8 protein-coding genes and 1 pseudogene are annotated in these 13,831 nt (G+C 69.8%); 6 read left to right on the plus strand and 3 right to left on the minus strand.

All coding sequences use genetic code 11. From position 1 onward, the window contains the following. Nucleotides 1-276: 276 nt before the first annotated feature. Nucleotides 277-1,425 carry a hypothetical protein gene (locus M3Q35_RS11810; RefSeq protein WP_273941736.1) on the plus strand — a complete coding sequence of 383 codons (1,149 nt, stop codon included), beginning with the start codon at nt 277-279 and terminating at the stop codon, nt 1,423-1,425. A 59-nt stretch (nt 1,426-1,484) separates the two neighbouring features. Here M3Q35_RS11810 and M3Q35_RS11815 read toward each other — a convergent pair whose 3' ends face one another. Next, nucleotides 1,485-2,030 (minus strand): hypothetical protein, encoded by a 546-nt coding sequence (locus tag M3Q35_RS11815; protein WP_273941737.1) that lies wholly within the window; start codon nt 2,028-2,030, stop codon nt 1,485-1,487. 112 nt (nt 2,031-2,142) lie between these two features. Between M3Q35_RS11815 and M3Q35_RS11820 the strand changes: the two genes are divergently transcribed. The 3 genes and pseudogenes from M3Q35_RS11820 (at nt 2,143) to M3Q35_RS11830 (ending at nt 9,569) form a co-directional block, all read left to right on the plus strand. Further along, the gene (locus tag M3Q35_RS11820) at nt 2,143-2,286 is read left to right on the plus strand and encodes a hypothetical protein (RefSeq protein ID WP_273941738.1); all 144 of its coding nucleotides are present in this window, start codon (nt 2,143-2,145) and stop codon (nt 2,284-2,286) included. Nucleotides 2,287-2,416: 130 nt separating this feature from the next. Beyond that, complete coding sequence (locus M3Q35_RS11825) at nt 2,417-3,751, plus strand: glycosyl hydrolase family 79 C-terminal domain-containing protein (protein ID WP_273941739.1); 1,335 nt, start codon at nt 2,417-2,419, stop codon at nt 3,749-3,751. Between the two features lie 380 nt (nt 3,752-4,131). Next, nucleotides 4,132-9,569 (plus strand): annotated as a pseudogene (locus M3Q35_RS11830) (ATP-binding protein). A gap of 171 nt (nt 9,570-9,740) precedes the next feature. Here M3Q35_RS11830 and M3Q35_RS11835 read toward each other — a convergent pair. Both M3Q35_RS11835 and M3Q35_RS11840 read right to left on the minus strand, forming a co-directional pair. Then, nucleotides 9,741-11,267 carry an ATP-binding protein gene (locus tag M3Q35_RS11835; RefSeq protein ID WP_273941740.1) on the minus strand — a complete coding sequence of 509 codons (1,527 nt, stop codon included), beginning with the start codon at nt 11,265-11,267 and terminating at the stop codon, nt 9,741-9,743. Further along, the gene (locus M3Q35_RS11840) at nt 11,210-12,022 is read right to left on the minus strand and encodes an ATP-binding protein (protein WP_273941741.1); all 813 of its coding nucleotides are present in this window, start codon (nt 12,020-12,022) and stop codon (nt 11,210-11,212) included. The genes M3Q35_RS11835 and M3Q35_RS11840 overlap by 58 nt, the downstream gene beginning before the upstream one ends. Here M3Q35_RS11840 and M3Q35_RS11845 point away from each other — a divergent pair. Both M3Q35_RS11845 and M3Q35_RS11850 read left to right on the plus strand, forming a co-directional pair. Next, nucleotides 12,021-12,890, plus strand: a complete 870-nt coding sequence (locus M3Q35_RS11845) for a DUF4386 domain-containing protein (RefSeq protein WP_273941742.1) — start codon at nt 12,021-12,023, stop codon at nt 12,888-12,890. The genes M3Q35_RS11840 and M3Q35_RS11845 overlap by 2 nt on opposite strands. Next, complete coding sequence (locus M3Q35_RS11850) at nt 12,890-13,732, plus strand: NHL repeat-containing protein (RefSeq protein ID WP_273941743.1); 843 nt, start codon at nt 12,890-12,892, stop codon at nt 13,730-13,732. Before M3Q35_RS11845 ends, M3Q35_RS11850 begins: the two co-directional genes overlap by 1 nt. Nucleotides 13,733-13,831: the final 99 nt, after the last annotated feature.

Genomic DNA, 13,831 nt, shown 5'->3' on the forward strand with positions numbered 1-13,831 from the left:
TCGACGAAAGTTTTCCGGTCAATCCCCGCCACAATTGCGGCGCGCGCAATCGGAAACCGTCAGCCGCGGCCGTTGCCGGCCGATGTGCGGATGTCCGATAAAGGTTGCCCGAACGGCAGCGCGTAGTACTTTCGGCCTATCTCCAGGCCGCGGAAACCCTACGAACGGCGTGAGCCAATTCAGCGTATTTGAGCCGTCGTCGGTTTTGCCGCCCCTTTCGGTTCTAGTGTGGGAATGCTTAGTGATCTTGAACCGGAACCGAAGAGGGGTACCACCTTGCCTGACCGGACCAGATTCCTCGGCAGGACGCTCGCGGTGGCGGGCGCCGCGGTGGTCGCGCTGGCCACGGCTGTTCCCGCCGCCGCCGCAACCGCGCCGCCCACCGTCGACCAGGACGTCGCGCAGCTGTACCAGGACGTCGTCGACCTCTACAACGGTCTGCCCGCGAGCGCGCTGCGCGGCGTCGACCCGCTCATCAACTCGCCCATCCCGCGACCCGGCCCCCGCTTCAAGGCCGCGCAGGACCCGATCCCGGGCTGCACCGAGGGTTCGCTGCTGACCTACGCGAACAAGCTCGCGGCCCAGCTCACCCCGCTCGAGAACAAGGCATTCGCCGCGTTGTCGGGGCTCAGCCAGCTCTACGTGCAGGGCGTCGCGTCCGACAAGTCCCCGCAGGTCTTCGGCACCGACGGCCAGTACAGCTCGCGCGCGACGGCCACGATCGACAAACTGCGTGGCTTCTGGGACATCGAGAGCTGGAACATCCAGCTCGTCGCCTGGAAGGGCACCGATCTCGGCAGCCAGGTGAAGATGGCGCAGACCTTCAGCCTCGGCCTCGCGCCGGCGAAGGTGAAGGGGGCCGCCGCGCTGGCCACCAAGGTGCTCTACGAAGTGCCGGCACTACAGGGCGGCCGCCACCCGTTGCTCACGCTGAACGCGTTCTCCGCCCCGGCCGACAGCCTTGGCGGCAAGCGCGTGGCGCTCGGTGACGGGCTGCTCGACACCGTCAATCTCCTCGGGTTCGACGACGTCTCGGTGGAGTCCGTTGTCGGGCACGAGTACGGCCACCAGGTCGACTTCGCCCACAACAACTACCCGCCCAACGAGTCGTCGGAGATGGGCCCCGACGCGTACGGCGGCTATTTCGTCGCCCACGCCAAGGGTTTCGCGTGGGATGCCCGTACCCAGCAGGAGGTCACCTACCTGGACGCCTCCATCGGCGACTGCTTCCACAGCCACGGCACCCCCGACCAGCGCAAGGCCGCCGGCGCGTGGGGCGAGAAGCAGGCGACGAGCCAGGGCAACCCGAACCGGGTGATCCCGTCGGCCACGATGATCGACAAGTTCCAGAAGGAATACCCGAAGTTGATGCCGCCGGCCACTGACCAGTCGGGGGCGGCCACACTGGCCTCCGCTCACAGCTGAGCTCCGGTTCCCGACAGCGGGTCGTCTCCCTCGACCAAGGGGGACGACCCGCTCGCCGGTCACTGGTCGGTCGGCGGTTGCAGCGAGTTCCAGGTGAGTTCCGGCAGGGTGCCGCTGGCAATGCCGAGGTCGGCCCTGGCGCAGGCGTAGAAGTCGTTGCGGAGTCGCATGGTGTTCTTGTACGCCTCGACGAATGCCTCTTCCTCGGGGCGGTCCTCGCGCAGCAGGCGTTCGAGCTGCCATACCTGTTCGTGCCAGGCTCGGGCCGCGGTGATGGTGGCGGGATCACCAAGCAGCAGAACGGTTTCCCAGTTCAGCGCCCGTTCCGTCTCGGCCTCGGCCAGCTCGGCGAATGCGGCGTCGACATCGGTGGGCCGACCGGTGCCGAGCAGGTTCCTGGTCTCGGCGACCCGTCGGCACAGCCGAACCATCCGCTTCACCGCGTTCGCGTACTCCGTGTAGGCCGCAAGGCGCTTGTCGTCCCACCGCGCGGACTGCGTGCGCCGCCAACGCATTCGCTCGCTCGCAGTGGTGACGACGAACGTCGCCGCGGACCCCAGCAGGACGCCCGCGATGGTCAGGATCTGTGTGACGACCGGGTTCACGGACCGAAGCCTGCCACGCCATCGCCGAGCCAGGGGTGTAAGCCGGTCAGCGGTTATCCGCCGGGCCGACGGCCGTGAGAATCCTTTCGTCACCGTACGAGGGGAGAAACCCGTGAGAAACGTGCGCCTGTTCGTCACGGCAGCGGCGCTTGCCCTGAGCCTCGGGGCCGTGATGCTGCCCGCCGGCATCCAAGGTTCCGGTCACCCGATGGCCGGCATCCAGGGCACCGGATCGAGCGTGTCGGCGGCACGCTGACGCCTTGACCGTGAGATCGGGTGTATCGACGGTCTACGGGTAGCCGGAAAGCTTTACGAGGGGAATACATCGGACCTATAGTCGCCCGCGGCAACCGAGCCGCCCGGTGCCGCGACGCGAGGGAGCACGGATGGCGGCCGGGCAGATGGTGGTGGCGGGGCTGGTGTCGCTGGCGGTGCTGGTGGCGGCGCCGGAGCCGGCGGCGGTGACGGTGCGGGTGGACAGCGCGGCGAGTGGGCACGTGGGGCGGGGGTTCGCGGGGTTCAGCTACGAGAAGGACCGGGTCGGGGCGGGACTGTTCGACGCGGCGGACACGGATCTGGTGAAGCTGTTCCGGCGGCTGGGCCCGAATGTGCTGAGGCTGGGCGGGAACCTGGGCGACCAGGTGAACTGGAATCCGCAGGGCAAAGGCGGCGACGAGAAGGAAGTGGCGCCGACGGACGTCACCAGGCTGGCCGGGTTCGTCAAAGCCACCAGGTGGCGGGTGATCTACGGGATCAACCTGAAGACGAACACCGCGGAGAACGCGGCCGACGAAGCGGCCTATGCGGCGAAGGCGTTGGGCGGCAGCCTGATCGCGTTCGAGATCGGGAACGAGCCGAACGTCTACACGACGGAAGCCAAGTACGAGCAGAGCTTCGAGGCGTACGCGAAGGCGATCAAGGCCCGGGTGCCGCAAGCGGTGTTCGACGGGCCGGGCGAAGCGGACTCGACGGCCTGGACGAACATGTTCGCCCAGCACGAGAAGGCCAACGGCCTGCAACTGCTGTCCACGCACCTCTACATCGGCAGCAACACCAACGCCTCGATCCCGGCGCTGCTGGCGTCCAACACGAGCGGCCGGCTGCCGACCAACGAGAAGGCGATGCAGCAGGCGACCACGGCCAATGGCCTGCCGAAGTGGCGGGTGACGGAGTCGAACTCGTACTTCCACGGCGGCGCGAAGGGCGTCAGCGACGTGCAGGCGGCGGCGCTGTGGTCGCTGGACTACATGCACGGCATCGCGGCCAACCACGGTGACGGCGTCAACTTCCATGGCGGCACGTCCTCGCAGTTCCCGCTGACCTACTCGCCGATCGTCTTCGACGGCCTGAAGCCGACCGGCGTCCAGGCGATCTACTACGGCGAGCTCCTGTGGACGCTGGCCGGCACCGGTGATCTGCACGCGGCGACGGTCGCCGGGGCGCCGAACGTCACGGCCTGGGGCATCGGAACGAACGTGTTCGTGAACAACACGGGCTCCGACGCGGTCCACGTGACGGTCACGCTGGCCGCGACAGCCCACAAAGCCGACGAATACCTGCTCACGGCTCCGTCGATCGACTCGAAAGCCATCACGGTGGCCGGCGCGACCGTCGGCCAGAACGGGCAGTTCGCGCCGAGGCCGAAGCACCCGGCGGTGCACGACGACACCGTCACGATCGACGTCCCGGCCGGCAGCGCGGCACTGCTGGTCACGCACTGACACCCGAGCCCAACGGCTGGGAGCTGGGCTTTCGCCGGCTCCCAGCCGTTCTTGTGCGATCCCCGAGATCCGCTCAAGACAGTAGGGGGAGACTGCACGCCGACAGGGTCGACGCCCGGAAAACGGAACTCCCACCGGCCGAAAAGGACGCCATGCGCGCGAGGGACGGCGACAACCGAGGTTGTCCAGCGCGACACGCCGGCACGGCGCGGCGGTCGGCCACGGCCCGTGTGACTGCGGTCATCTTTTGTGGGGTCTCTACAACTTCCGGTGCCCGGCACCGTCACTTGCAGCATTTCGCCACTGGCGGATACACGAGAGTGTTCAGGGTGGGAGCGGAGTCTGTCGGCTCCGCACGTGTCTAGTAGGAGGCTCGGTCGGTGTTCAGTCGTGTCGCCATCGTCAACCGCGGAGAGGCCGCGATGCGGCTGATCCACGCCGTCCGGGATCTCGCCGCGGAGACCGGGGCGCGCATCGAGACCGTCGCGTTCTACACCGACGCCGACCGCAACGCCACGTTCGTGCGCGAGGCCGACCTCAGCTACGACCTGGGCCCGGCCTCGGCCCGCCCGTACCTCGACCACGCCAAGCTGGAGAAGGCGCTGGTCGAGAGCGGCGCTGACGCCGCCTGGGTGGGCTGGGGCTTCGTCGCCGAGGACCCGGCCTTCGCCGAGGTCTGCGAGAAGGTCGGCGTCACCTTCGTCGGCCCGAGCGCGGACGCCATGCGGCAGCTGGGCGACAAGATCGGCGCCAAGCTGATCGCCGAGGAGGTCGGCGTCCCGGTCGCGCCGTGGAGCCGCGGCGAGGTGGCCACGCTGGAGGACGCGCTGACGGCCGGCGCGAACATCGGCTACCCGCTGATGCTCAAGGCCACCGCGGGCGGCGGCGGGCGCGGCATCCGCAAGGTCGCCTCGGCCGACGAGCTGGCCGACGCCTACGAGCGCACCAGCCAGGAAGCGCTGCGCGCCTTCGGTTCCGGCGTCGTCTTCCTGGAGCGCCTTGTCACCGGCGCCCGTCACGTCGAGGTCCAGGTGATCTCCGACGGCGAGACCGCGTGGGCGCTGGGCGTGCGCGACTGCTCGGTGCAGCGGCGCAACCAGAAGATCATCGAGGAGTCGGCGTCGCCGGTTCTCTCGAAAGAGCAGACCGCCGAGTTGAAGCGCTCGGCCGAGCGGCTGGCCGTGAAGGTCGGCTACCGCGGCGCCTGCACCGTCGAGTTCCTGTACCACCCGGGCGAGAAGCTGTTCGCCTTCCTCGAGGTCAACACCCGCCTCCAGGTCGAGCACCCGATCACCGAGATCACCACCGGCACCGACCTGGTCCGGCTTCAGCTGCACGTGGCGTCGGGCGGCAAGCTCGAGGGCGAGCAGCCGGCCGAGCTGGGCCACGCCGTGGAGGCCCGCCTCAACGCCGAGGACCCGGACCGCGACTTCGCGCCGTCGCCGGGCCACATCGCCCGCCTCGACCTGCCGGCCGGCCCGGGCATCCGGGTGGACACCGGGGTCAGCGAGGGCGACACCATCCCGGCCGACTTCGACTCGATGATCGCCAAGATCATCGCGTACGGCCGCGACCGCGACGAGGCGCTGGCCCGGCTGCGCCGGGCGATGGCCGAGACCAAGGTCATCATCGAGGGCGGCGCCACCAACAAGAGCTTCGTGCTGGACCTGCTCGACCAGCCCGAGGTGATCGACGCCAGCGCCGACACCGGCTGGATCGACCGCGTCCGCGCCGAGGGCCGCCTGGTCTCGCACCGCCACTCCGCGGTCGCCCTGGCCGCGGCGGCCATCGAGGCGTACGAGGAAGAGGAGCGCGGCGAGCGCCAGCGCCTGCTGTCCACGGCTTTCGGCGGTCGCCCGCAGGTGCAGCACGAGAGCGGCCGGCCGCTGGACCTCAAGCTGCGCGGCGTCGGCTACCGCGTGCGGGTCGCCCGCGTCGGCGCGACCCGGTTCCGCGTGGCCATCGAGGCCGGTGAGGACGTGCGCACGGCCGACGTCGAGCTGGACCGCTTCGACCACCACAGCGGCCACATCCGGGTCAACGGCTCCCGCCATTCCCTGCTCACCGGCACCCACGGCCCGATCCACATGGTCGAGGTCGACGGCGTCGCGCACCGCGTCAGCCGCGACGAGGGCGGCGTGGTCCGCTCCCCCGCACCGGCGCTGGTCGTGGCCACGCCGGTCGAGGTCGGCGACGAGGTCGAGGCGGGCGCGCCGATCATCGTGCTGGAGAGCATGAAGATGGAGACGGTGCTCCGCGCGCCGTTCAAGGCCCGGCTCAAGGAGCGCCCGGTCTCGGTGGGCAGCCAGGTGCCGACGGGCGCCCCGCTGCTGCGGCTGGAGCCGATCGCCGACGACGCCGCCGAGGAGACGACCGAGGTCCAGACCGTCGAGCTGGACCTGCCGGCCGCCAACGGAAACGCGCCGGCGCTGGACCGCCTGGCCCGAGGCCAGGAAGACCTCCGCAGCCTGCTGCTCGGCTTCGACGTCGACCCGCTCGACGAACGCCGCGTGCTGGCCGACTACGTGGCCGCGCGCAGCGAGGCGACGGACGACGGCCACCGGCCGCTGGCCCAGGAGCTGGCGCTGCTGGACGTGTTCGCCGACCTGGCCGAGCTCACCCGCAACCGCCCCACCGGCGAGGACGACAGCCACTCCTACAGCGCCCGCGAGTACTTCCACACCTACCTGCAGAGCCTGGACGTGGAGCGGGCCGGCCTGCCGGAAGCGTTCCAGGCCAAGCTGTCCAAGGTGCTGGCCCACTACGGCGTCACCGAGCTGGACCGCACGCCGGAGCTGGAGACCGCGGTCTTCCGCATCTTCCTGGCCCAGCAGCGCGCCACCCAGGACGCCACCGTCGTGACGACGCTGCTGCGCTCGTGGCTGCGGGAGCTGCCGCCGGACGAGGCGCTGCGTGAGCCGACCGGTCTGGCCCTGGAGCGGCTCGTCGCCGCCACGCAGGTCCGTTTCCCGGTGATCTCCGACCTGGCCCGTGGCGTGGTGTTCGCATGGTTCGGCCAGCCGCTGCTGCGTCGCAACCGCGCTCGCGTGTACGCCGCCGTGCGCAACCACCTGCGTCACCTCGACGCCCACCCGGACTCCCCGGATCGCGCCGAGCGCGTGGCCGAGATGGTCCGCAGCACCGAGCCGCTGGTCCGGCTGCTCGGACAGCGCCTGATCCGCGCCGACCTCGACAACGCCACCATGCTCGAGGTGCTGATCCGCCGCTACTACGGCAACAAGGGCACCACCGACGTGCACCGCAGCGAGGTCGCCGGCTGCACGTTCGTCGTCGCATCCCGCGCCGACGCGCAGATCGCCTCGGCGGCGGTCAGCTTCGACGCCTTCGGCGGCGCGCTGCGCGGCCTGGCCGAGCTGGCCGGTGGCGACGAGGCCGTCGACGCCGACATCTACCTGGCCTGGGAGAAGCAGCCCGAGGACCACGACGCGATGGCGGCCGAGCTGCTGGAAGTCATCAGCGCCCACCCGCTGCCGGCCCAGGTCCGCCGGGTCACCGCGACCGTCGCCGGCCGTGGCGGCGCCGTGATGCACCACCACTTCACGTTCCGGCCGTCCGCCACCGGGATGGCCGAGGAACGGCTGATCCGCGGCCTGCACCCGTACATCGCACAGCGCATGCAGCTGGAGCGGCTGCGCAAGTTCGAGCTGACCCGCCTGCCGTCCTCCGACGAGGAGGTGTACCTGTTCCAGGCCGTCGCCCGGGAGAACCCGGCCGACGACCGGCTGGTCGCCTTCGCGCAGGTCCGGGACCTGACCGAGCTGCGCGAGCACGACGGCCGGCTGGTGGCCCTGCCCACCGCCGAGGACGCGGTGGCCGCCTGCCTCGACTCGATCCGCCGGGCCCAGTCCCGCCGCCCGTCCAAGAACCGGTTCACCACCAACCGGATCGTCATCTACGTCTGGCCGGCCAGCGAGATGACGAGGGCCGAGCTGGAGATGATCGCCGGCCGCGTGCTGCCGACCACGGCCGGCGCGGGCCTGGAGGAGATCCTGCTCATCGCCCGGCAGCGAGACCCGCAGACCGGCGCGCTGGCCAAGATCGCGGTGCGGATCGCCTTCGACGCCACCGGCGGCACCACGCTGGGCATCGTCGAGCCGCCGTCCGACGCGGTCGAGCCGCTGGACGACTACCGGCTCAAGGTGATGCGGGCCAGCAGCCGCAACACCGTCTACCCGTACGAGCTGACCGGGCTGCTGGGCGACTTCGCCGAGTACGACCTCAACGCCGACAACGCGTTGGTCCCGGTCGACCGGCCCAAGGGCCAGAACAAGGCGGCCATGGTGGCCGGCGTGGTCAGCACGGCGACCGAGCGCTACCCCGAGGGCGTCAAGCGCGTGGTGCTGCTCGGCGACCCGACCAAGTCGCTGGGCGCGCTGTCCGAGCCGGAGTGCCGCCGGGTGATTGCCGCGCTCGACCTGGCCGAGGAGCTGCGGGTTCCGGTGGAGTGGTTCGCGCTGTCCTCCGGCGCGCGCATCTCCATGGACTCCGGCACCGAGAACATGGACTGGGTGGCGGCCGCGCTCAAGCGGATCGTCGAGTTCACCCAGGACGGCGGCGAGATCAACATCGTGGTCACCGGCATCAACGTCGGCGCGCAGCCGTACTGGAACGCCGAGGCGACGATGCTCATGCACACCAAGGGCATCCTCGTCATGACGCCGGACTCGGCGATGGTGCTGACCGGCAAGCAGGCGCTGGACTTCTCCGGCGGCGTGTCGGCCGAGGACAACTTCGGCATCGGCGGCTACGACCGCGTGATGGGGCCCAACGGCCAGGCCCAGTACTGGGCCCCGAACCTGGCCGGCGCTCGTGATGTGCTGATGGCGCACTACGAGCACACCTACGTCGCGCCGGGCGAGGCGACGCCGCGGGCCGCCACCACCACGGACCCGGTGGACCGCGACATCTCGCCCTTCCCGCACACCTTCGGCACCGACTTCGCCACGGTCGGCGAGATCTTCTCGCCGTCGGCCAACCCGGACCGCAAGAAGGCGTTCGACATCCGCACGGTGATGCGGGCGGTGGCCGACCAGGACCACACGGTGCTGGAGCGCTGGGCCGGCATGGCCGACGCCGACACCGCCGTGGTGCAGGAGGTGCACCTGGGCGGGCAGCCGGTCTGCCTGCTCGGCATCGAGTCGAAGTCGGTGCAGCGCCGTGGTTTCCTCCCACCGACGGCCCCGACACCTACACCGCCGGCACGCTGTTCCCGCAGTCGTCGAAGAAGGCGGCGCGGGCGATCAACTCGGCCAGCGGCAACCGGCCGCTGGTGGTGCTGGCCAACCTGTCCGGCTTCGACGGCTCCCCGGAGTCGATGCGCAAGCTCCAGCTGGAGTACGGCGCCGAGATCGGCCGGGCGATCGTCAACTTCCAGGGCCCGATCGTGTTCTGCGTGATCTCCCGGTACCACGGCGGCGCGTTCGTGGTGTTCTCGAAGGCGTTGAACCCCAACATGACCGTGCTGGCGGTCGAGGGCTCGTTCGCCTCGGTCATCGGTGGCGCGCCGGCCGCGGCCGTCGTCTTCACCGCTGACGTGAACCGCCGCACCTCCACCGACACGCGCGTGGCCGACCTGGAGGCGCGTATCGCCGAGACCACCGGCGCGGAGCGGGCCGAGCTCAGCGCCAAGCTGGCCGAGGTCCGGTCGTCGGTGCGGACCGAGAAGCTGTCCGAGGTGGCGGCCGAGTTCGACCGGGTGCACAGCGTGCACCGCGCGGTCGAGGTCGGTTCGGTGGACGCCGTGGTGAGCGCGGCCGAGCTGCGGCCTCGGATCATCGAGGCGATCAGCAAGGGCTGAGCCCGGTTATGCAGGGAAGGACGCCTTACCTGCGTTGGACGCAGGTAAGGCGTCCTTCCCTGCACCGGTGTCGGGTGCGACCGTCCAGTGCTGATGCGCCTCGGACATGACCGGATCCCGTTGTCTCGCGATGGATGTCGGCCGGAACAGTTGCCCGACCGGGACGTCCAGCTAGTCGGACTCGGCAATCCAGGTGGCGACCTGGGTGCGGGATCTGACGCCCAACTTGCTCAGGATGCGGCGGAGGTGGCTGTCCACGGTGTGGTCGGAGATCAGCAGGCGGGCCGCGATCTGTTTGTTGCTCAGGCCATCGGCGACCAGGCGGGCCACCTCGGCCTCGCGATTGGTCAGCGGACCGGCATCCGTGCTCGCCTTTCCGTCGGTCGCGGCGGTTTCGCCCAGCGCCAGGGCGATGGCGGCGTCACGGCTCATCCGACGCCCGTTCTCCAGGCACGCCTTCTGAGTGCTGTCGCCGAGGGCGGCCCTGGTCATCTCGTACGCCTTGTCCAGATCCGTTGCCAGGTAAGGCGCGAGCGTGGTGCCGATGCTGGCCTGCAATGAATCCGCGGCACCGAGCAGTGCGGCGGCGAGCCGCGGCTGACAGGTGGCGGCGGCGTGGCACGCCAACGCACCGAGCACGTGGTGCTGGGCGACCCGGTCGTCGAGCCGGCGGGCGATGTGCAGCGCTTCGGTGAGCAGTGGCTCGGCCTCGTCGAAATCCTGTTCGGCCATGGCGGTCAGGCCGAGGTTGGCCAACATCATCTGCAACGCGTAGGGGTCGCCGGCCGCGCGACTGAGGCGTATCCCGGTGGAGGCCGCGGCCCGGACGGCGGCATGTTCGCCGTCGAAGATGCCGATCAACGACTGTGCCTGCAACACGGAAATCGTGGCCAGGTAGTCGTCGAGGTCCTCCGCGCGTGCAGCGGCGGCCGCGAGCAGATCGCGGCTCGTCCCGTCGCCGCCCGTGACGTGCGCGGCGATCGCGGCCAGCGACAAGGCATGCGCTTGGACGGAGACGAGCCCGACACGTTCGGCCGTAGCCGCGGCCCGCCGGAGCAGCGGACCGGCGCAGCCGGGATCGGCTTGGAGCACCGCGAGAAATCCGCGCATGAACAGGGCGAGTACGTGCGGCGGATCCTCCGGCCCGGCGGCGAGCAGTTCGTCGAGCCAACGGACACCTTCGCTGGTGGCGCGAGTGGCCCAGTACCAACCGACCGCGCCGGCGAGGTCGAGCCCGAGTTGCCGGTCCGCCCGCAGCACGCACTGGTACAGGACGGATCGAATGTTGTCGATTTCGAGGTCCATCCAGTCCAGCCACGCAAGCAGGTGGTACCGCACGTCCGGCAGCGTCCGCAGGCATCTGTCGCGGTAGTACTCGGCACAGCGTCGGCGGATCGATTCCTCTTCGCCGGCCCCGCGCAGCTTGAGACCGGCGTACTCGCGCATGGTCTCGTGCAGCCGATAGCAGGCCACGTCCGGCGCGTCGTCGCGGATCAGCAGCGACTTGTCGACAAGCGACGACACCGCATCGAGCACACTCGTCGCCGGTATTCCTTGCGCACAAACGGTTTCGACATCGTCCACTGTGAACCGTCCAGCGAACACACACAGCCTCCGGAGCAGGGTCTGCTCGTCGGCGGTCAACAGGTCGTGGCTCCAGTCGATCGCGTTGCGCAACGTGTGATGCCGCGGCAGCACCGCGCGGCCTCCCCGGTCAACAGGGCGAAGCGGTCGGTCAGCCGAGCGAGGATCTGCGGCACCGACAGCACCTTCGTCCGTGCCGCGGCCAACTCGATCGCCAACGGCAGGCCGTCGAGCCGATGGCACAGCTCGACCACGGCCGGCGCGTTCGCGGCGGCCAGTTCGAACCGTCCCACTGCTTCCGCGCGATCCACGAACAGCCGAACGGCCTCGTTCTGGCCCAGTTGAGCCAGCGGCAGCGTCGGCTGCGCCGACGGAAGATCCAGCGATGGCACCACGACGACGTGCTCGCCCGGCACCGACAGCGTCTCCCGGCTGGTGACGAGCACGCACACCCCCGACGCCGCGTGGAGAACCTTGACCAGCAGCGGCGCGGTCGTCGCGAGCAGATGCTCGCAGTTGTCCACCACCAGCAGCAGGCGCTTGTCCCGCAGATACGACAGCAGGAGTGCCGCCGGTTCGACCATGGCCTGATCCCGCAGGCCGAGTGCGGCGATCACGGCGTGGACGACGAGTGCCGGATCCCGTATGTCGGCGAGCTCGACCAGCCAGGCCCCGTCCGGGAAGCCGCGAACCAGGTCGGTCCCGGCACGCACCGCGAGGCGCGTCTTGCCCACCCCGCCCGGCCCCACGAGGCTGACCAGCCGCGCCTTGGCGAGCGTCTGCCGCACCAGGGCCAACTCCCGCCGACGCCCGACAAAGCTCGTCGCGTCGGCCGGCAGGTTGCCCGGGCGGCGCACCGGTCTGGCCATGACTCCCGCACCCCGCTGTCCCGTGCGCATCACGAATTTCCGTGATACCGAGCGCCGGGCACCGGATCCTAGTGTCGCCGCTGTGACCACGTGGCCACCAGCCCGCCGGGGTGACCGGCGTGCACGGGAAGAAAGGCAATCCTCGAATGACCGACGTGACGCTCGGCCGACCCGGCCTGTCGCCCCGTGCCAGGGCAAGACTGGCCGGCGTCTTCGAAGCGTTGGAGGGGCGGCATCCGCCGGCGGCCAGGTCATTGTTCTCAGTCGGTTCGTCGTGCCCGACGATGCCGCCGCGACGGCACACAACATTCTCGCCAACGAATCGTTGTTTCGCTTCGGTTTCCTGCTTTCGGTGGCCGGTGTGGGATTTCACCTCGCCTGGGGTCTGTTGATCTACCAGATCCTCAGACCGGTGAACGCAACGGTGTCGGCGCTGGCCGCCTTCATGATGGTCATCACGAGCGCCATGCAGGCGGTCACCGCCCTGCTCTATCTCGCCCCACTGCTCGTGCTGGACGACAGTTCACTGGCCACCGAGCTGATCAAGTTGAACGGCGCCGCGTTCGAGGTCGACCTGACCTTCTTCGGATTCTGGTGCGTTCTGACCGGATATCTGATTCTCAGGTCGCGATTCCTGCCTCGGCTGCTCGGCGGTCTGCTGATGCTCGACGGCGTCGGCTGGAGTCTGTACCTGTGGCCTCCGTTGGCCACCGTTCTGTTCCCCGCCATCGCGGCGGCGTCCGCGCTCGCCGAGGTTCCCATGCAGCTCTGGCTGATCGCACGGGGTGTGAACAACGAGAAATGGCGGGAACAGGCGCTTCGCCCATCAATCACACGCGGGGAAAGCAAGGAGGAGTCTCGACAGTGATGGTCAGGAAACTCGGCTTGCGGCGACACGGATTGCGAACCGCGCTCGCCGGCGCCATTGCCCTGCTGTGCTTCGGAACATTCGCCGCGACACCGGCGTACGCGGCGAACCGAGTCGGCCGCGCCACCTTCTTCTCGACGGGCGTCTCCCAGGTTTCCGACGTCGCGTCCGGTGCCGACGGCTCGGTCTGGGTCACCGGCGTGACCGGCACCTTCGACATCGTGCGCGGATCGGGCCAGGCCCCGGCCGGCTACGGTCTGGCCGGCGCCCGGATCGCGGTCGGGCCCGACGGACTGCCGTGGATCATCGACTTCGGCAACCGAATCTTCCGCGGCAATGCGGACGGAACGGTCACCCAGGTCACCGGGCTCGCCCACGACGTCGGCGTCGGACAGGACGGCAGCGTCTGGATCGTGAGCAACATCCCGACGAACCGCAGCTGGGCGGTGGAGGAGCTGATCGGCGGCGGGTTCGTGATCCCGCTCGGCGGCGGCTCGGGCCTGTCGATCGACGTGTCGGCCAACGGCCAACCCGTGGTCAACGGCATCGACGGCAAGATCTGGCAACGCGACCCGAGTGGCAAGTGGGGGCAGCTGACCGGTCTCGCCGACGACGTCGCCGTCAGCCCGAACTTCGTCGCCGGGGGCCCGGCCGGCGGCTCGGCGCTGTGGATCGTCGGCCGCAACGCCGTCACCGGTGGCGGCGGCATCTGGAACCTCAACGGTGACTGGTGGTTCTTCCCGGGGCAGGGGGCCACCGAGATCACGATCGGCAACCAGGGCGTCTGGTTCGTGAACAACAACGGCAACCTGTTCCGCATCGCGGCGGCCAGCGAGCCGTGATGCCCCGTCCTCGTGTCCTGCGGTGAATCCGCAGGACACGAGGACGTAAGGCAGCGGGGCCGGCGACGGGCCGGTGTTGCCGGCCGGCGATCCAGGCAG

This window comes from Kutzneria chonburiensis, from assembly GCF_028622115.1.
GTDB classification, from domain to species: Bacteria; Actinomycetota; Actinomycetes; order Mycobacteriales; family Pseudonocardiaceae; genus Kutzneria; species Kutzneria chonburiensis.

Excerpts from the sequence above, each read along its gene's own strand:
- M3Q35_RS11840 (WP_273941741.1), bottom strand. The coding sequence starts at position 12,022 with ATGGCCAGACCGGTGCGCCGCCCGGGCAACCTGCCGGCCGACGCGACG.
- M3Q35_RS11845 (WP_273941742.1), top strand. The coding sequence starts at position 12,021 with ATGACTCCCGCACCCCGCTGTCCCGTGCGCATCACGAATTTCCGTGAT.
- M3Q35_RS11850 (WP_273941743.1), top strand. The coding sequence starts at position 12,890 with ATGGTCAGGAAACTCGGCTTGCGGCGACACGGATTGCGAACCGCGCTC.
- M3Q35_RS11825 (WP_273941739.1), top strand. The coding sequence starts at position 2,417 with ATGGCGGCCGGGCAGATGGTGGTGGCGGGGCTGGTGTCGCTGGCGGTG.